The following is an 18,563-nucleotide window of genomic DNA, read 5'->3' as shown; positions in this document are numbered from 1 at the left end:
CTTATTAGCATTTGCAGCGACAGTCATTATGTCCGCATGTACTGACGACGACTCCTTCACGACGTCGCCAGACCACCTTCTCACGTTCTCTACAGACACTATAAGCATGGACACAGTCTTCTCGAGAGTGCCCACAAGCAGAAGGTTTTTCTGGGTATATAACAAATCGGGCGATGGCATCAGATGCTCTAACGTCAGACTCGCTAATGGGAACCAGTCTGGTTTCCGTGTGAACGTCGACGGTACATATCTCGGCAAGGAATCCGGATTTCAGACTGCAAATCTGGAAATAAGAAACAAGGACAGTGTTTTTGTCAATGTGGAACTGACATCCCCTATGACAAACAAGCTTGACCCTCAGCTAATAGAAGACAATCTTGTGTTCAGACTTGAAAGCGGCGTGGAGCAGAAGATCAATCTCAACGCATATTCGTGGGATGCCGAGATATTGAAAGATCTCAAAGTAAGCCACGATACGTTGATATCTTCGGACAGACCGATTGTAGTCTACGGCAACATGCGCATCGATAGCCTTGCAACTGCAACCATAGCACCAGGAACAACGTTGTATTTCCATTCAAAAGCCGGGCTTGACGTCTATGGCAGACTCGTGGCAGAAGGCACTCCGGAAAAAAACATTGTGTTCAGAGGCGACCGTACCGACCGTATGTTCGACTATCTGCCCTATGACATGGTAAGCGGACAATGGAACGGTATCCGTTTCCATTCGTCATCATACGAAAACGTTATGAACTTTACCGATGTGCACAGTACTTTCAATGGCATCGTCTGCGACTCTTCTGATGTCAGCAGACTAAAGCTGAAATTTTATAACAGCATAGTGCATAACTGTCAAGGCTACGGACTACGTTCTGTAAACAGTGTAGTCGATGTGAGAAACAGCCAGTTGACAAATACTCTCAATGATTGCGTTGCCATACATGGTGGAGGGGCATTGCTTCTGAACTGTACCATAGCACAATTCTATCCGTTCGACTCCAACAGAGGTGCAGCCTTAAGATTCAGCAATGGTGAAAATGACGGGGAAACACTCCACAAATACCCATTGTATCAAATGGATTGCATCAACTCCATCGTGACAGGATATGCTGATGACGTAGTGATGGGTTCTGTCGCAGACTCCACAATTTCTTATACATACAAGTTCCAGAACTGTATTCTCAGGACTGACTCCATCGACAATGGAGATAACATCAAAAATGTGATATGGGAGGATGCTGATTCCGTAGCTACCGACACGGTTTATGGTGGAGAGAAAAACTTCAAACTGGTGGATATTAACAAACAGCATTTTGATTTTCATCTGAGCAATGTTTCCAAAGCCATCGGGAAGGGCACCAAGGAAGACAATTATTACATGCCTACTGACAGAGAAGGACGAAAGAGGGACGATGAACCAGACTTGGGATGTTATGAATATGTGGAGCCAGTTAAAGAACAAGAATAAAATGAAACCATAAAATGAACAGACATCATGGAAAATATCAATGTAAAAATCGAGATATTGTCTTGCGTATATGATGAGCTCAACGAACAGGACAAAGCACTTGTGGATTTGGCAAAACAGGCTACGGCCAATTCTTATTCGCCATATTCCCACTTCAGAGTCGGAGCAGCAATAAGATTGTCTGACGACAGCACCATCATCGGTGCCAATCAGGAGAATGCCGCCTTCGGTGTCACTCTATGTGCTGAGCGTTCTGCAATATTCGCCGCCCAGGCACAACAACCGGGAAAGGCTATTCTGGCCATTGCCATAGCGGCAAGAACCGAAAACGGATTCACTAAACAGCCAATATCACCATGTGGATCATGCCGGCAGGTGATGGTAGAGATAGAAAAGAGATATCAACAGCCACTGCATATTGTGCTTTATGGTGAGAATGCTATATATGTGATTGAATCGATTAAGAATCTGATGCCGTTGTCATTTGAGAATCTAGACTGAAATGACCTCTCCTGCATCACAATACAATTGAAATAGAAACGAAACTGATTGATGAAAGCTGTAAGACCAAAGAAAAATTTAGGACAACATTTCCTTACGGATCTAAATGTGGCAAAGGCGATAGCAGACACAGTTGACGCTTGTCCGGATATTCCGATCCTTGAAGTTGGCCCGGGAATGGGAGTCCTCACACAATATCTCACACAAAAGGGAAGAGAAGTCAAGGTGGTGGAAATAGACAGGGAATCAGTGGAATACCTCAATGAAGCGTATCCAATGCTGAGAGATAACATAATCGGTGAAGATTTCCTCAAAATGGATTTGCATACCGTATTCTCTGGCAGCCCTTTCGTATTGACAGGCAATTATCCCTACGATATATCGTCACAGATTTTCTTCAAAATGCTTGACAATCGCGACATTATCCCATGCTGCACAGGAATGATACAGCGCGAAGTAGCACTGCGAATTGCTTCGCAGCCAGGAAACAAACAATATGGTATACTTAGTGTGCTTATTCAGGCATGGTATAATGTTGAGTATCTTTTCACAGTAGACGAAAATGTGTTCAACCCTCCACCAAAGGTAAAAAGTGCTGTTATAAGGATGACGCGTAACGACGTTCAGAATATCGGTTGCGATGAGAATCTTTTCAAACGTGTAGTAAAAACCGTTTTCAATCAGCGGCGCAAGATGTTACGCGTTTCTCTGAGGCAAATATTCTCAAAATTGAAGAATGATGATGAATTCTTTACTCATGAACTAATGACAAAGCGTCCTGAACAACTGACGATACTGCAATTCGTAGAGTTGACAAATTTGGTTGACAACCAGTTGAAAAGCGGAAACGTGGAATGATATGATGTCTACTGAGAACAAATATTTATAAGACAACATAGAGATGGAATGGTCTTTGCCAGGCTTTTCCGTTTCTTTGTATTTGCAAGGTCGATATTACAAATACAATTCGTTGCCTATTAAAAAGGAAAAATAATCACAGATACGTTTCTCTAAACAATCATTTTTTATTATTTTTGCAGTATGAAAGGACTGATGCACAATTGTGCGAGTGTAAAGTCCTGACTTGATTCAAAGGTACTTAGTTTAATTTTAATAGATAAACAAACAGTTATGAAAATCGAAGATTTTAACTTTGCAGGTAAAAAGGCTATCGTTCGTGTAGATTTCAATGTTCCATTGGATGAGAACGGACATGTGACAGACGACACTCGTATCCGTGGTGCGCTCCCAACACTGAAGAAAGTCCTTTCTGATGGTGGTAGTCTCATCATGATGAGCCATATGGGTAAGCCCAAAGGTAAAGTTAATCCAAAGCTCTCTCTCAGCCAGATTGTCAAGAACGTTTCAGAAGCTCTTGGCGTTGACGTGAAGTTTGCTCCAGATTGTGCTAATGCAGACAAGGAAGTTGCAGGACTGAAGACCGGTGAAGCTTTGCTACTCGAGAATCTCCGTTTCTACGCAGAGGAAGAGGGCAAGCCTGTAGGTATTGACAAGGAAGATCCAGCCTACGCTCAGGCAAAAGCTGAGATGAAAGACAAGCAGAAAGAGTTTGCCAAGAAATTGGCTTCTTATGCAGACTGTTATGTAATGGACGCATTCGGTACAGCACATCGTAAGCACGCATCAACAGCTGTAATTGATGAATTCTTCAGCAAGGACAATAAGATGCTTGGATATCTGATGGAGAAGGAAGTTCATGCTGTTGACAATGTGCTGAAGGATATAAAACGTCCTTTCGTTGCCATTATGGGAGGTTCAAAGGTTTCGTCTAAGATTGGCATCATCGAGAACCTACTTGGCAAGGTTGACAAGCTCATCCTTTGCGGTGGTATGACATATACATTCTCTAAGGCTCATGGTGGTGAGATAGGTGACTCTATTGTTGAACTTGACAAACTGGATGTCGCACTCAACGTGGAGAAAATGGCAAAGGAGAACGGTGTAGAGCTTGTGCTCGCTACAGATTCTGTATGTTGCACTGGCTATGATTTCAAGACGTTCTCAGTCAAGGATGGCGCTCAGGTCAAGGTGTTCCCTTCAAATGCGATTGAGAATGGTTGGGATGGTCTTGATGCTGGTCCGGATAGTCGTGCCAAGTTTGCTGCAGCCATCGAAGGAGCGAAGACTATCCTTTGGAACGGTCCTGCAGGATGTTTCGAGTGTGATGAATTTACAGCTGGTTCACGCGCTATTGGTGAAGCTATCGCAAAGGCAACCGCAGAAGGTGCTTTCTCTCTGATTGGAGGTGGAGATTCTGTAGCTTGTGTAAATAAGTTCGGTCTTGCCGATAAGGTGTCTTATATATCAACTGGTGGTGGTGCTTTGCTCGAAGCCATAGAGGGTAAGGAGCTCCCTGGAGTTGCTGCCATAGAGAAATAAAGACAGGCCGGATTTGTCTTTTTATAGAATATGACGATTCATTATTCTACATTATATGAATTGGTGTGCATTATTTGCACACCTTTTTTTGTAGGTTCAACATAATTCCATTACCTTTGTATATATATTGCAATCAGATAATGGATATAGAAAATGTAAAAAAGATAATAGAGCGTAAGCCTAACCTCTCCACTGCTCTCGGGATGAATTTCATTTCTACTCCAGAACAGGACACATGCAAGGCTACAATGAAAGTTGATGAGCGTAACCGTCAGCCATTCGGGTTCTTGAGTGGTGGCGCATCCTTGGCGTTGGCGGAAAATCTGGCTGGCGTTGGCTCATGCTCAATATGTCCGGACAAAATATGTGTCGGCATTAGCGTAAGTGGAGAACATGTGAGAGCAGTGCAGGAAGGAGACACAGTTACTGCTAACGCTCGTCTAGTGAGCAAAGGACATAAACTTCACGTGTGGGAGGTTTCGATAGTGAACTCTCATGGGGAACTGATTTCCACCGTTCATGTCACTAATTATGTATTAACTCCTAAAGACTCTCAAGACTAATTATCGTGAAAGACGCTTTTGTGATATATCGTTACCCTTCAGCAGGGAACAAATGTGTTATTGTGAAACAAGATGAAAGTTCTCTCAAGAAGCTGCATTCCTTTTCAGAATTGGGAAAGGCTGATGGTTTCGTATTTGCACCATTCTGTATAACAGAAGACACTCCGGCTGTGCTTTTCGATAGTCCTATCCGCCGTGTGACGGAGCTTGATTATGATAATATCCTCAGAGAGGTAATGTATAATGGCAACTGTTGCGTTCTAAATGAAAGACTTAAGCCATACAATGGAAAACTCTATGATAGAAAATCATACGAAGAAGATTTCAACTGTTTCAAAGCCGCGATTAAGGAGAAGAGGATTGATAAGGCCGTTCTGTCTAGAAGTCTAGTTTTAAAGGACGACAACAAGAAGAATGTGATAAGAATGTTTCTGAAAGCATGTGAGAACAATTCGGATTCATACATCGTTCTCATTTCGTCAGACCAAACTGGAGTATGGCTTGTAGCAACGCCTGAAGTTCTTTTAGAACGTTGTGGAAATGTCTTTCACACCATAGCACTTGCCGGAACGATGGACAAACGACTGGTTATATCCGATAACGAATCAAAAGCGATTGGCAAGATTTCAGATATAGATATATCCTGTTGGAGCAACAAGAACATCTGGGAACAACAATACGTTTCTTCTTATATAAAAAAACGGTTATCCTATTTTTTTTCTGAAATAGAAGAACTTGGACCTACGACAGTATCTGCAGGCAATGTAGTGCATTTAAGAAGTGATTTTTTCGCAGAAGTAGATAGTATTGCAAGAATAAGCCCTGGTGATATAGTAAGGCAATTACATCCAACGCCGGCAGTTTGCGGTGTTCCTGCAGGTGAGTCATACAGTCTTATCAATAGCAAAGAACATAATGACCGTCGATATTACAGCGGATTCTGTGGAGTAGTGGATACAGATGGAGACAGTCATTTGTTTGTTACCTTGAGATGTATGGAAATTTTCTCCGATTGTTATAAACTATATGCAGGAGGCGGAATCCTTGCCGAAAGCAATATGGAGGAAGAATGGAGAGAAACGGAACTGAAAATGAAGACAATGATGGACTGCATCTGAGACAGGTTGCAACGACCTGTTAATTGAATTAAACACTAAAAATACATGTATTCTGACAAAAACATAGTCAATTTGCTAACATCTCTTTTGATTGCAAAAGGAATCAAAAAAGCCGTAGTATGTCCTGGTTCAAGGAATATACCTATTATAAGTAATCTCAGAACTGTCAAGGAGATAGAATGCATCTCTGTGATTGATGAAAGAAGTGCAGCTTTCTATGCTCTTGGTGTGTCGTTAGCTACAGGGACACCCACCATAGTGTGCGTTACTTCAGGCTCCGCTTTTCTTAATACACTACCTGCCATTGCAGAAGCACATTACAGGCAAGTTCCTATAATCCTCATATCAGCAGACCGTCCGCAAGAATGGATAGAGAGAAATGATGGACAGACCATGGTTCAATGTGGTCCGACATATGGTCTCTTCAATTCTGAGGTTGATGTAAATGACATTAGTAATGGCGAGGCAGAAAATTATTCTTCTCTACTGATTAATAATGCTCTGAATGCAGCACTTAGAGACAATAGGGGGCCAGTTCATATCAATATTCATCTGCATGAGCCATTATTTGTTTTTAACAAGACTTCTTTGCCAGTGAAAAAAGATATAGAATTTTTACAAGCTGAAAAAGTGTTGCCATACAGGGCAATGGAGATAATCAAAGATTTTATCCTTTCGGAAAGGAAGATTATTGTCATTGGACAACTACCATACCATGATGAGGAAATCGACATGATTGTCAAAGAATTGAAGATGTATTATATCGTTATGTGTGAGCAATTGTCCACGGCTTCTGCTGAACCGATTGACGCCATAGTAGATATATTCGAAGATAATTCCGCCATAGAGAATATTGATATGGTGCTCTCTCTTGGCAATACCTTGGTGAGCAAAAATACCAAGAGGTATTTGCGTACTAAGAAAATATCATCTCTTTGGGAAATCAACGATAATGGAATAATACACGACACGTTTATGAGTCAGACTGGCATTATTGACTGTTCTTGTAAACTTTTCCTTAAAGCACTACTGCGTTTGACAAAAGAGAATTACAAAGAAAAGCAAACAGAAAAAACAGGAAATGCTGACAATGAAATTTCACAAGACATTCTGAAGACGCATTGGGATAAAGCCATGATACATATTGAAATGTGTATAGATGATTATGTGCCCGTTTATTCTCAAATGCTTGCGATACGTTGTTTCGAGCAGTCTCTAGAAGACATGGAGTATGAAAGTGAAGTTCATTATGCAAATAGCATGGAAATACGCATAGGATGCCTGTATTCACCGCATTACATATGGTGTAACAGAGGTGTGAATGGTATAGAGGGCAGTGTGTCTACTGCTGCTGGCTTCTCACTTACTACATCCTCGATGGTGTTCTGCATTACTGGCGACTTGAGTTTTTTCTATGATCAGAACGCACTTTGGAATAACCACCTGAAAGGTAATTTTAGAGTGATGATCCTTAATAATAATTGTGGAGGAATATTCTCCCAGTTGAAAGGCTTAAATATTCCAGATGACATCATGAAGTATGTTGAGGGAAGACACACCGCTACGGCCAAGGGTATATGCGAACAAAATGACATAGGGTACATGGCTGTGCGAGATGAGGAGGAACTGCGCATTTCAATGGCACATTTCTTGATTGAAAAAACAAATCGTCCAATAGTGCTTGAGGTGTTTACATCTCCAGATTATGATCGGCAAGCTTTCGTTGGATTGAAAAAAATGATAAAAAGTAAATTTTAAAAATATATGGCAAATAGAATTTGGAACAAAATCGAAGGATTCGATTTTAAGGAGATATTGTTCGAAGAGTGTGAAGGCGTGGCAAAAATCACTATAAATCGACCACGATATAGAAATGCCTTCACTCCACTTACCACACATGAGATGAGCCTTGCCTTCGCTTACTGTAGAGAGGCTCAGAATATCTCTGTCGTATTGCTCACAGGAGCAGGCGACAAAGCCTTCTGTTCTGGTGGCGACATGAATGTTAAAGGAAGGGGCGGATATGTAGGTAATGACGGAGTGCCACGTCTGAATGTGCTCGATGTACAGAAGCAGATTCGCTCCTTGCCAAAACCTGTTATCGCTATGGTAAACGGATATGCGATAGGAGGAGGACACGTGCTTCACTTGATGTGTGACCTGACGATAGCCAGCGAAAACGCCATTTTTGGGCAAACAGGTCCAAAGGTGGGATCATTTGATGCAGGTTTCGGAGCTTCTTATTTAGCTCGCATCGTTGGGCAGAAGAAGGCTAGAGAGATATGGTTCTTGTGTAGACAATATTCTGCGGAAGAGGCAGAGAGAATGGGAATGGTAAACAAGGTAGTGCCTTTCGATAGTCTTGAGGACGAATGTATGGAGTGGGCCCACACAATGATGGAACGTAGTCCATTGGCTCTGAGAATGATAAAGGCAGGACTTAATGCGGAGCTCGATGGACAGGCAGGTATTCAGGAGTTAGCGGGTGATGCAACCATGCTTTATTATTTCCTTGATGAGGCACAGGAAGGTGGCAAGGCATTCTTGGAGAAGCGTAAGCCTGATTTTGGGAAGTATCCTAAACTGCCTTGATTTACAAGTATTAGTGAGTATCCATTTTTTAAATACATACTTCTATACTTTTGATTTTAAACTTTAGAAGTTAAAGCTATCAGTAGATATGTATAAGATTAGTATTGAGAAGAAGAGATTACATTTCAAACAGCCTGCTGGCACATCTCGTGGCATTTACACCACACGAGATATATGGCTGATAAAGCTTGCTTCCGATAAAATCCCAGGAAGATTGGGAATCGGAGAATGTGCTCCGCTTCCTGATCTTAGTTGTGATGCTTCAGACGATTTTGATGAAAGATTGCTGGAATTGTGCTCAATTTTCAAGCAGAATGGCAGGATTGATTATTCGCTCATGCGGCCCTATCCGTCGGCTTTGTTTGGATTGGAAACAGCTCTTCTGAATCTTGAGAATGGAGATAAGCTTTTCGATACACCATTTTCGCGAGGAGAGATTGGTATTCCTATCAACGGACTCGTATGGATGGGATCATTCGATGAGATGAACAAGCGTATAGAGGACAAATTATCAGAAGGCTTCAGATGTGTGAAACTAAAAATCGGGGCAATCGACTTTGATAGTGAAATGACACTGATAAAGAGTATCAGGAAGAGATATTCGAAGTCTGCCATTGAGCTAAGGGTAGATGCCAATGGAGGATTCACTGCTGGTGATGCAATGTCACGTCTAGAAGAGCTATCGAAATACGATATTCATTCAATCGAACAACCTATACGACAGAAGCAATGGCATGAGATGTCGTACCTGTGTGCAAATACTCCAGTGCCAATTGCTCTTGACGAAGAACTTATAGGTGTAAATATTCCAAAGATGAAGGATGATCTTCTTGATTTTATCAAGCCACAATATATTGTGCTGAAACCCACATTGCATGGTGGAATGAAGAGTACACGTGAGTGGATAGAGAAGTCTCGAGAAAGGAATGTAGGTAGTTGGATAACAAGTGCATTGGAGAGCAGCGTTGGTCTGAGTGCCATAGCTCAGCTCACATCCGACATTTACGGTAATGACATAACGATGGCCCAGGGGCTCGGAACAGGTGCCTTGTTTGCCGACAACCTGCCATCACAGACGGAGATACGTGGAGACAAGATATGGATGACAGGAAAGAAATGACTCTTGATGAGTTTTATAAAGAATGGAATAGCGCATTGTCCACTGTTATAGTGAACACGAGTGGATCTACAGGTAAGCCGAAGTCAATTAGAGTCGAAAAGTCACGGATGATTGAAAGTGCTAAGATGACATGCTCTTTCCTTGGGCTTACTTCTGACGATTCTGCTTTGCTTTGTATGCCTTTGCGATATATAGCCGGCAAGATGGTTGTTGTGAGAACTATTGTTTCTGGTATGAGACTGATTTCCATCCCTCCGACGAGTCATCCTCTTAAAGATTTGGATGATATTCCCACATTTGCCGCAATGGTACCTATGCAGGTGTTCAACTCGTTGTCTGTTCCTGAAGAGGCTGACAAACTGAAAAGAATAAAGAACCTGATTATTGGTGGTGGTCCAGTCAATGATCTTCTATACAGTAAACTTCAGCATTTCCCTAATGCCGTGTGGAGTACTTATGGCATGACTGAAACTTTGTCGCATATAGCCATGAGGCGTTTGAATGGCCCCACTGCTTCTGAATATTACATTCCACTTGATGGAATTCATTTGTCTGTAAATGAAATGGGGTGTCTCTGCATAGATGCCCCGAAGATATGTCCGGAAGTGTTGCAAACCAATGATATTGTGAAGTTTGATTCTGAAGGACACCGATTTAAAGTCCTTGGCAGGATAGACAATGTAATAATTAGCGGTGGTGTCAAAATACATATTGAGGAGGTGGAAAAGATGTTAGAGCCCATTATTGCCCCTCCCTTTGCCATAACAAAAAAATCGGATAAGAAGTTCGGAGAAATTGTTGTGATGGTAGTACAGGGGTCATTTACAGAAGCGGATTTATCTAACATCAGAGAACAGATAGAAGCCACTTTGCCCATGTATTGGCAACCCAAACGCTATGTCGTAATTAACAAGATTCCTATGACTGCTACCGGCAAGATTGCTCGCAGCGCATTGCAGAACATAGTTGAGAAAATGTAACATCTGATATCATTCAGATAATTCATCAGGAAATAATAATCTTTTGTCCCGTTCAATGGCTGCTCTAGTCCATTCGAATGGGACGAAGTGCCAGTTGGCTGTGAATGATATATCATTAGAAACGAGTTTCTTCCTGAATTCTTTTATCAGATAATTTCTTTCACCTTCCTTACTCTCGGCAACTTTTCTCCTTTTAAGTTGTTCATGAGAAATTCCTGCTCCCTTGAGCAAAAATTCGTTTCCGCCATTGCCACGATAGCTATGCATTGCCACGAGGTAATATGTGTCAAAGCGAAAGGATTTGCCAGAAGAAAGGCTTCTTATATTTATCCGATTGCCATAGTTCTTGGTAACATCAACAGTATAGTTGATGCCTGCAGCCGTCTCGAAGTTGTAAACTAAGTTTTTGAAGAATGTAAACGACTTGCCTTCGTATTCGTATGTCATCATCTTCATTATGTGGTCAGAGGGTGACGACATGGTTTCTATCCATAAGTCATATCTGTATTCAAGGTATCTTTTGATCTCTTTTCCTGTCATTTTCAATACGAATATAGAATTCTCGTATTTGTATATGTTGAAAATGTCTGCTATTCTCACATCACCCGGTCCTATCTCCTCATCAAAGGCAAGCGGAGCGGCAAATGATATTTCAGCATCTGTTGCTTCTAATTGTACTTTATGGATAAGCGAGGACAGAGGTGCTGCACCGAAGAAACAATCTCTAGTGCGTAATGGTATATCAATATTAGCTATTCTTTCGTCGAGGAGTGCTTTCGCTTCGTTGATATCAATTTTGAAAAGCTTTTCAAAATCACTGTTGACAGGATAATTCTCTGAGAATAATTGTCGTTCCTGTATGAGTTCTTTACACCATTTATGTTTCACGCTTGAGTTCTTTTCATCCGAACTGAATGTCACTTCCACTTCATTGAATTGTATTGCGTCGCTTGAGGCATTGAGGCATAGCACTTCACGCCCTTCTCTATTGCGTATCCATTTTTTGCAGCTTTTGTGGTCGTGTCCGAAAAAGATGATGTCGAAGCCATCAACCTCTTCAGCAATGGCTCTGGATGCGTTTTCAATCATATCACCATCGTTGATGCCACCAGTCCATCCTGTATGAAAGAGACCGACAATGAGGTCTGGTTCTTCTTCTCTAATAGTGTTAATCCAACGTCTGGCACTTTCAATAGGATTTTCAAGGCTTATGCCATGCCATAACGAACTGCTGAGCCAATATGGAATAGCCGTTGTAGTTATTCCTAACACAGCTATGCGTATGCCATCTCTTATAATAATGGTGTAAGGTTTGAAATAAGGTTTATTATCTTTCTTCCGGATATAATTGGCTGAAAGTATTGGAGCTTGTGTCTCTGCTATCCATTTGTCGTAAACCGCATGACCTGTCTCTATATCATGGTTGCCAATGCATACGGCATCGTAACCTAAATGATTAAGAACTCTGGCTGCAAGACATGTATGAGAGCGATTTACGAATGATGAGTAATAACATGTAGGGTGACCTTGCAGTATATCTCCGAGGTCGAGCAAAATTAGGTTGTCGCCAAGTTTCAGCCTTTCGCCAGCTATATATGATGAAATGCGTGATAAACAAGCGGTTGCTTCTTTCCGCTTTATGAAATCATAGGAAAAGAAGCAACCGTGAATGTCACCAGTCTGTATAATTTTTATTATTACATCAGGCATGTTCTGTTTATCTGCTGTGGGGATACATTGCGGCTTTATCCGATCTTGATTAACTGCAGGCTTGATATCTTACCGTCTGAATCGATGTGGCCTACAACTTTATATTGGTTGAATTTGTCTTTTGATGAATCGATATTACTTACAGATTCGTCTACCGTGAATTCAACGTCATACTCATATGTGTTGTTGCCCATATCCTTTTTCTTTATTTTGTAGTCTCCGTTAGGACGCCATGTAAGACTCCTCACTTCATCCTTGTAGAGTTTGTGGAGGAACGTTATTACATCATTCTTTGTAGCGTTAGCATTATTGAGGAAATGCAGTGTGCTGCTCACAGCAGACGTCAGTCCCATCTCATCATTACTGTTAATACCGTTGAAAAACTGTCGGAATATGCTAGTAATCAACTGCTTATCCTCACCATTAACAGTTGTGGCATCCAGTTTGTCCAGCCTTTCTTGTGCTTCAACAGCGTGCTCTCCGTCATTATGTTCAGAGAGATAAGCCTGGAATGCTTCCGGAGTATTCTGTCTTACACAGGTTGCCCAGTCTATAGAGTCTATCTTATGCTCAGCTTCTGCTTTGTGCATAGTGTCAGGATGCTTTTCAAGATATGCCTGAATCGCACTCTTGGAATTGCTCAACAATGCGTTAGTCCACTCTGCGTCATTCATTTGTAGAATCTTCAAGTGCGCTTCAATGGAGTCCCTGTGTTCCTGAGGAGCGTCTCTGAAGCTGTCAAGATAATCTTGTAGCACCGCCGGGTCAGAACTTTCCATCGCATTAAGATATGCCTCCTGCTCATCTCCATGAAGAGTATTCATAGAAGAGGCATACCAGATTCCTGCTCCGAGTATCACTATCAAACCTATAACAATAGCAATAATCATATTCTTTTTATTGCTTTGGGTTGGCTGTGGCGTAACTATAGCTTCTTGATTAGCAGGAACATTCCCCTGGGTTGTATTGTTTTGTCGTGGATAGGTCTGGTTGCCTTGCGGAGTGAAAGCAGTGTTGCCTTGGCTTGCCGGAGTGTCTGGAGCCATATGGCATACAGGACAAACTGGTTGTCCTTTGATATATACGCTTCCACAATGTGGGCATCTCTGAATGTTGCCCTGTATTCTGATACCACAATTGGGACAACTTGCAGCCATGTCACTGATTTGATGGCCGCATTCTGGACATTTTATAATAGCCATGATGATTTATTGTTATTTAATGAATATTTCTATGTTTTGTTATTAATACTCCCAATAATCGGATTATTTCTGTGTACTGCCGTTAATGATGCCTGAAACGTATTTCTCTCATGCTATGACGTCCCATGAACCGGCTTTTGTCTACATACGTGTTGATTCCGTTTATCCTTCCTTTAGCTGTGTATTGCCACATGTCGAAATCTCTGTTGTCAGCAAGTTTGGGTTCTCTTGAGGAGTATTGGGCTATCATCAACTTGTAGCCGTCTATCTTTCCCTTCAGATGCTTGTTGTAGAAGTTCGTACCAGTATATAATAGCGGTTTTTGTCTGTATTCCTTTTCAACGAGAATCAGAAACTTCATAAGCGAGTCGCAGAATTCTTCTGTACCAAGTCCGCTTGTCGTTTCTATGTCAATCATCGGTAGAAGATCCTGATCGCCTGGTCTACATTGAGATTTGAAGTTTTCCATCTGTTGAACCAGATCCACCTTTGGACGAAAGAAATGGTATGAACCAACCTTCAGCCCATAACGATGAGCCAATTCGATGTTCTTTTTGTATGTAGGGTCTATACGTGTCCCGCCCTCTGTAGCTTTCAGATAAACGTATGCCATTTTGCTGTTGTCACCAACTGCTTCCCAAAACACCTCTCCTTGATAGTGGCTCAAGTCTATACCATGTATGTGGCGGCATGTGTCTTCACATTGCACGTATGATTCATATGATTGCGCACTGACTGAAGTGGAACAGAATGAAATTATGCCCAACGCCAGAATCTTAATTTCTTTGAATATTTTCATGATTTGCAAAGTTACTTCATTCTTCAGGCTTGACAAAATAAATTAAACTTAATTAGTTATTCCTCTATTTCTGAAAGACTTTTTGATATGTTCGACATTATTTTGCATAAGGATTCAGAATGTGAATAGCTATAGAATCTTACGCAATTGGTGATGTTATATTTACCGAATGAGCGACCAAACTTGTTTGCCTTGTATGTTCTCATAAGCGATTGGTCTGTCAACAGTCGTGCATGCTTGTCAAACTTCTTTATATATGGGAACTCGTCTGTCTCGAACGAAAACAATTCCGTCAATACGCTTGCTTGGAGACTTGCCATTTTCTTAAGTTTCAGACGCTGGATCCAGCTTTCCACTTTCACAAAGTCAACGAGCTGTCCCTTTGTCTTCAGAAACACCCCTAACTCTATCATGCCTCTCAAACGTATCCCATGACGCAGTATGACATTCGCGTTTTGAAGTATCAAACCGAGAAAATCCAGAGATATCTTCGAAGTGTCAATACTATGTCTTTCCTTGTAGACGATGTCTTTCAGTACATACTTCTTGACGATATAGTTAAGGTTTTGCATTTCAAGGTCTTCAAAGTCAAAATCCGAGGACACCCCGTCTTTTTCAGAGAATGTGCCTTTGGCGAATAGTACTTTTATTTCGTATGGCATGTCGAGATGCTTGTCACTTTCGTGGGCAACAATCGCCTTGAAGACGATTGGGACAACGTCTTCAATGACTGATATTTTATAAAGAACTCCCCATTTGAATGCTGTCATTGGCTCAATCTCGTGTCTTGATCCGAATGCGCCATCGTCCAACAATGATATGAGATTATCAAGTACGGTATTCATGTTAACTGTATTTTTTAGGGTATCTGAACAATATCGAACCTACAGAAACGGCAAAAAGTACGAATGGATAATATAGATGGCTGATGATATCCATCGGACTCACGGCTGCGAGTCCTGTAGCCATAAGTATCTGTGCGCCGTATGGCAGTATGCTCTGTATGCAGCAGGAAAATGTGTCAAGTATGCTGGCGCTTTTTCTGTTGTCTACACCGAACTTGTCGCCAATATCCTTTGATATGGAGCCAACGGTCAGAATGGCTACAGTATTATTTGCCGTGCACACGTTCACTATGCTTACGAGCGAAGCAATTGTAAGCTCGCAACTTCTTCTGTTGCTTATCTTGTTTGTTATCAAGCGTATCAGATAGTCAAGTGCGCCATTGTCGCTCAGCGTTTTGAGCAATCCTCCCGCTAACAGGGCAACTACTATGAGATCTCCCATCGCCGTAATGCCGTCGCCCATCGACTGACACCAGCCAAAGAAGTCAAACGCATTGAATGCCATGCCCACAACACCTGTGGAAAGTATGCCTAACGTAAGAACTATCAGAACATTTAGTCCACAGATGGCTGATATGATGACAATCAGATAAGGTATGATTTTTATTATATTTGCCGAAGGGATGTTGGTTGGTGAGTTCACTCCCTGGCCAACAAACATATATACCACCATTACTATTATCGCGACAGGAATTGTGGTATATGAATTCACAAGGAATTTGTCGCTTTGTTTGCATCCCTGAGTATTGGTTGCAACAATAGTCGTGTCGGATATGAACGAGAGATTGTCGCCAAAGAACGACCCACCGACTATGACTGCCACCATTAACGGGACGCTCGTGCCGGTGGAGTGGGCGAGTCCTGCAGCGATAGGAGTGAGAGCCACTATTGTTCCTACGCTTGTTCCGATGGAAAGCGAAATGAAGCAAGCCGCAATGAAGAGGCCTGGCATTATCATGTTGTCAGGAAGGACGCTCAATGTGAAATTCACAGTATCGTCAATACATCCAGCTGTCTTGGCCGAATTTGCGAAAGCGCCGGCCATAATGAATATACATGCCATAAGCATGATGTCTTTTGCCCCAGCTCCGATGCAGAAGGAATCTATTCTCTGCTTGAAGGCTTTGCCTCTCGACACGGCTATTGCATATATGCAGGCTGTCATGAAAGCAATAGTGATAGGCATCTTGTAGAAGTCGCCTGCTATTAATGACGACACGAAATAAACTATCACGAAGAGAATAAGCGGTGACAACGCCAAAAGCCCTTTCTTATGGTTTAAATTCTCGTTTTGCATTCTTATTATGACTTTTAGGAAATATCTTCTTTTATATTAATGGTTAAACTTTATTATAACATGTTCATTCCAAATACTCCTTAACTATAGAATCTGAACTATTCTGTTATTTGAAAATAGTGAACAGCCGCTTTGAATTTACAACTCATAGAGTTAGGTATTAAAACCCCGCTGTTTTTTGTTTGCAAGCAGCTGCTTTATGCATTGAAATCCGTAGGATTATAATTGGAGCATAACAATTTCTTGAATGGCGTGGCCAATTGCATTTTGCTTCCGAATTGACTGTAGGTTCAGGGACCTGTTGTTGATATCCGCCTTGATTATATACTTACAAGAAGGAGTCAAGAACTTGACGCTCTGTTGACTCCTTCTTATTCGTAATCTCTCATCCAGTCAATGCAAAGCTACAAAAACGGATGGATAATCTTTCGTTACAGCGTAACGCCATTCTTGAAAATTGCTATCTCTCGATAACCATTCTTCTCGTTGTTGGCCTTTTCTCCACTTGCCACAGCAATCACTTTGTCAATGAATTTATCAAGCAATGTAGGCATGTCTGTACCTTCTACAAGTTCGCCAGCGTTGAAGTCTATCCAGTTAGGCTTGTTATTGGCCAGGTTGCTGTTTGTCGAAATCTTCATTGTCGGTATGAATGTGCCGAAAGGCGTACCGCGACCTGTCGTGAAGAGAACTATCTGGCAACCGGAAGCTGCAAGAGCCGTTGCTGCCACGAGGTCATTGCCTGGTGCTGAAAGGAGATTCAGCCCCTTAACCTGAAGTCTGTCGCCATATCCGAGTACTCCGCTAACAGGTGCGCGTCCGCATTTCTGTGTGCACCCAAGAGCTTTATCCTCGAGAGTGGATATTCCACCAGCCTTGTTGCCTGGTGAAGGATTCTCACCAACAGGTTCGCCATGGCTGAGGAAGTATTCCTTGAAATCGTTTACGAGTTTTACAGTTTGCTCAAACAAATTTTCATTCTCACAACGGTTCATCAGTATAGTTTCTGCACCAAACATTTCTGGCACCTCAGTAAGAATTGACGTACCACCCTGTGCTACGATATAATCGGACAGTTCACCAACAAGTGGGTTTGCCGTGATTCCGCTGAAGCCATCACTTCCGCCGCACTTGAGTCCGATGCGGAGTTCATTCAGCGGGCAGTCTGTACGCTTGTCCTCCTTGGCGACTTTGTAAAGCGAGCGTAGAATTTTCATGCCTTCTTCTATTTCGTCTCCCTTCACGTTCTGTACAACCATGAACTTTATTCGCTCCTTGTCGTAGTCGCCAAGTAGTTTTTCAAACTGGTCAGGCTGGTTGTTCTCACATCCGAGACCCAAGACAAGCACTGCTCCCGCATTAGGATGGAGAACGATGTCACGCAGCACCTTGCGGGTGTTTTCGTGGTCTTCGCTCAACTGTGAGCAACCGAAGTTGTGATGCCAGGCATGAACAGCGTCGATTCCCTCTAAGTTTGTTTCCTTTTCAATCATGTTGGCGAGGCGCTCGGCAATGCCGTTAACACATCCCACGGTCGGCACAACCCAAATTTCGTTTCTTACGCCCACTTCTCCGTTCTTTCTAACGTAGCCTTGGAACGTGCGATTGTCTTTCTTTATGTCGAGTTTCTCATTTACGGGGCAATATTCATATGTAAGCGTACCTGAAAGGTTTGTTTTCAGGTTGTTCTCGTTTACCCATTGGCCTTGCTTCAGGTCCTCCTTAGCATGACCGATAGGATAACCATATTTAATGATGTTCACGTTAGCAGGCGTATCCTTGATCAGAATTTTGTGGCCGGCAGGCGTATTCTGGAGCACGGTTATCTCCTTTCCGTCTACATTGATTGTCTCACCTTTATCAATAGGGCGCAGACAAACCACTACAGAGTCTGCAGGGTTGATTTTGATGAATGCTGAAATATTCATGATGTTTTTTTGATTTGTATTATTTTGTTTTTATAATTGA

16 protein-coding genes are annotated in these 18,563 nt (G+C 42.0%); 10 read left to right on the top strand and 6 right to left on the bottom strand.

The features are described from left to right. Positions 1–28: 28 nt before the first annotated feature. The 10 genes from QVO99_RS04810 (at position 29) to QVO99_RS04765 (ending at position 10,742) form a co-directional block, all read left to right on the top strand. A complete protein-coding gene (locus QVO99_RS04810) occupies positions 29–1,468 on the top strand; it encodes a right-handed parallel beta-helix repeat-containing protein (RefSeq protein WP_231556900.1) in 1,440 nt (479 codons plus the stop codon). 27 nt (positions 1,469–1,495) lie between these two features. Next, positions 1,496–1,969, top strand: coding sequence for a cytidine deaminase (gene cdd, locus QVO99_RS04805; RefSeq protein WP_022316468.1), 474 nt, complete (start codon positions 1,496–1,498; stop codon positions 1,967–1,969). A 51-nt stretch (positions 1,970–2,020) separates the two neighbouring features. Then, positions 2,021–2,827 carry a 16S rRNA (adenine(1518)-N(6)/adenine(1519)-N(6))-dimethyltransferase RsmA gene (gene rsmA, locus QVO99_RS04800; protein WP_022316467.1) on the top strand — a complete coding sequence of 269 codons (807 nt, stop codon included), beginning with the start codon at positions 2,021–2,023 and terminating at the stop codon, positions 2,825–2,827. A gap of 273 nt (positions 2,828–3,100) precedes the next feature. After that, positions 3,101–4,369 carry a phosphoglycerate kinase gene (locus QVO99_RS04795; protein WP_022316466.1) on the top strand — a complete coding sequence of 423 codons (1,269 nt, stop codon included), beginning with the start codon at positions 3,101–3,103 and terminating at the stop codon, positions 4,367–4,369. Positions 4,370–4,509: 140 nt separating this feature from the next. Then, positions 4,510–4,932 (top strand): PaaI family thioesterase, encoded by a 423-nt coding sequence (locus tag QVO99_RS04790; RefSeq protein WP_022316465.1) that lies wholly within the window; start codon positions 4,510–4,512, stop codon positions 4,930–4,932. Positions 4,933–4,994: 62 nt separating this feature from the next. Next, the gene (locus tag QVO99_RS04785) at positions 4,995–6,050 is read left to right on the top strand and encodes an isochorismate synthase (protein WP_288176963.1); all 1,056 of its coding nucleotides are present in this window, start codon (positions 4,995–4,997) and stop codon (positions 6,048–6,050) included. A 45-nt stretch (positions 6,051–6,095) separates the two neighbouring features. Continuing rightward, positions 6,096–7,808: a 2-succinyl-5-enolpyruvyl-6-hydroxy-3-cyclohexene-1-carboxylic-acid synthase gene (gene menD / locus QVO99_RS04780; protein ID WP_022316463.1), complete on the top strand. Its 1,713-nt coding sequence runs from the start codon at positions 6,096–6,098 to the stop codon at positions 7,806–7,808. A 6-nt stretch (positions 7,809–7,814) separates the two neighbouring features. Beyond that, positions 7,815–8,642 (top strand): 1,4-dihydroxy-2-naphthoyl-CoA synthase, encoded by an 828-nt coding sequence (gene menB / locus QVO99_RS04775; RefSeq protein WP_022316462.1) that lies wholly within the window; start codon positions 7,815–7,817, stop codon positions 8,640–8,642. An 88-nt stretch (positions 8,643–8,730) separates the two neighbouring features. Continuing rightward, positions 8,731–9,762 carry an o-succinylbenzoate synthase gene (locus QVO99_RS04770; protein ID WP_022316461.1) on the top strand — a complete coding sequence of 344 codons (1,032 nt, stop codon included), beginning with the start codon at positions 8,731–8,733 and terminating at the stop codon, positions 9,760–9,762. Next, positions 9,741–10,742 carry an AMP-binding protein gene (locus QVO99_RS04765; protein WP_369678106.1) on the top strand — a complete coding sequence of 334 codons (1,002 nt, stop codon included), beginning with the start codon at positions 9,741–9,743 and terminating at the stop codon, positions 10,740–10,742. The genes QVO99_RS04770 and QVO99_RS04765 overlap by 22 nt, the downstream gene beginning before the upstream one ends. 9 nt (positions 10,743–10,751) lie before the next feature. On the opposite strand, the gene QVO99_RS04760 is transcribed toward QVO99_RS04765, so the two are convergent. The 6 genes from QVO99_RS04760 to QVO99_RS04735 all read right to left on the bottom strand — a co-directional run bounded on the left by QVO99_RS04760 (position 10,752) and on the right by QVO99_RS04735 (position 18,523). Next, positions 10,752–12,452 (bottom strand): bifunctional metallophosphatase/5'-nucleotidase, encoded by a 1,701-nt coding sequence (locus QVO99_RS04760; RefSeq protein ID WP_022316459.1) that lies wholly within the window; start codon positions 12,450–12,452, stop codon positions 10,752–10,754. Positions 12,453–12,487: 35 nt separating this feature from the next. Then, entirely contained in the window at positions 12,488–13,654 is a 1,167-nt protein-coding gene (locus QVO99_RS04755) for a zinc ribbon domain-containing protein (RefSeq protein ID WP_022316458.1), read from the bottom strand. A gap of 82 nt (positions 13,655–13,736) precedes the next feature. Beyond that, on the bottom strand, positions 13,737–14,453 hold the full coding sequence (locus tag QVO99_RS04750) for a glycoside hydrolase family 25 protein (RefSeq protein ID WP_022316457.1): 717 nt from the start codon (positions 14,451–14,453) through the stop codon (positions 13,737–13,739). A gap of 56 nt (positions 14,454–14,509) precedes the next feature. After that, positions 14,510–15,298: a hypothetical protein gene (locus QVO99_RS04745; RefSeq protein ID WP_022316456.1), complete on the bottom strand. Its 789-nt coding sequence runs from the start codon at positions 15,296–15,298 to the stop codon at positions 14,510–14,512. Between the two features lies 1 nt (position 15,299). Then, complete coding sequence (locus QVO99_RS04740) at positions 15,300–16,595, bottom strand: Na+/H+ antiporter NhaC family protein (RefSeq protein ID WP_022316455.1); 1,296 nt, start codon at positions 16,593–16,595, stop codon at positions 15,300–15,302. Positions 16,596–17,026: 431 nt separating this feature from the next. Beyond that, positions 17,027–18,523, bottom strand: coding sequence for a UxaA family hydrolase (locus tag QVO99_RS04735; protein ID WP_022316454.1), 1,497 nt, complete (start codon positions 18,521–18,523; stop codon positions 17,027–17,029). Positions 18,524–18,563 lie beyond the last annotated feature (40 nt).

It is taken from the genome of Prevotella sp. CAG:592, assembly GCF_000436015.1.
GTDB classification, from domain to species: Bacteria; Bacteroidota; Bacteroidia; order Bacteroidales; family Bacteroidaceae; genus Prevotella; species Prevotella pectinovora.
This window is presented reverse-complemented; position numbering and strand designations above follow the sequence as displayed.

Coding starts and splice junctions, on each gene's coding strand:
- QVO99_RS04810 (WP_231556900.1), top strand. CDS start 29: ATGTCCGCATGTACTGACGACGACTCCTTCACGACGTCGCCAGACCAC.
- QVO99_RS04745 (WP_022316456.1), bottom strand. CDS start 15,298: ATGAATACCGTACTTGATAATCTCATATCATTGTTGGACGATGGCGCA.
- QVO99_RS04750 (WP_022316457.1), bottom strand. CDS start 14,453: ATGAAAATATTCAAAGAAATTAAGATTCTGGCGTTGGGCATAATTTCA.
- QVO99_RS04735 (WP_022316454.1), bottom strand. CDS start 18,523: ATGAATATTTCAGCATTCATCAAAATCAACCCTGCAGACTCTGTAGTG.
- QVO99_RS04765 (WP_369678106.1), top strand. CDS start 9,741: ATGGATGACAGGAAAGAAATGACTCTTGATGAGTTTTATAAAGAATGG.
- cdd (WP_022316468.1), top strand. CDS start 1,496: ATGGAAAATATCAATGTAAAAATCGAGATATTGTCTTGCGTATATGAT.
- menD (WP_022316463.1), top strand. CDS start 6,096: ATGTATTCTGACAAAAACATAGTCAATTTGCTAACATCTCTTTTGATT.
- QVO99_RS04755 (WP_022316458.1), bottom strand. CDS start 13,654: ATGGCTATTATAAAATGTCCAGAATGCGGCCATCAAATCAGTGACATG.
- QVO99_RS04770 (WP_022316461.1), top strand. CDS start 8,731: ATGTATAAGATTAGTATTGAGAAGAAGAGATTACATTTCAAACAGCCT.
- QVO99_RS04740 (WP_022316455.1), bottom strand. CDS start 16,595: ATGCAAAACGAGAATTTAAACCATAAGAAAGGGCTTTTGGCGTTGTCA.
- QVO99_RS04790 (WP_022316465.1), top strand. CDS start 4,510: ATGGATATAGAAAATGTAAAAAAGATAATAGAGCGTAAGCCTAACCTC.
- QVO99_RS04795 (WP_022316466.1), top strand. CDS start 3,101: ATGAAAATCGAAGATTTTAACTTTGCAGGTAAAAAGGCTATCGTTCGT.
- rsmA (WP_022316467.1), top strand. CDS start 2,021: ATGAAAGCTGTAAGACCAAAGAAAAATTTAGGACAACATTTCCTTACG.
- menB (WP_022316462.1), top strand. CDS start 7,815: ATGGCAAATAGAATTTGGAACAAAATCGAAGGATTCGATTTTAAGGAG.
- QVO99_RS04760 (WP_022316459.1), bottom strand. CDS start 12,452: ATGCCTGATGTAATAATAAAAATTATACAGACTGGTGACATTCACGGT.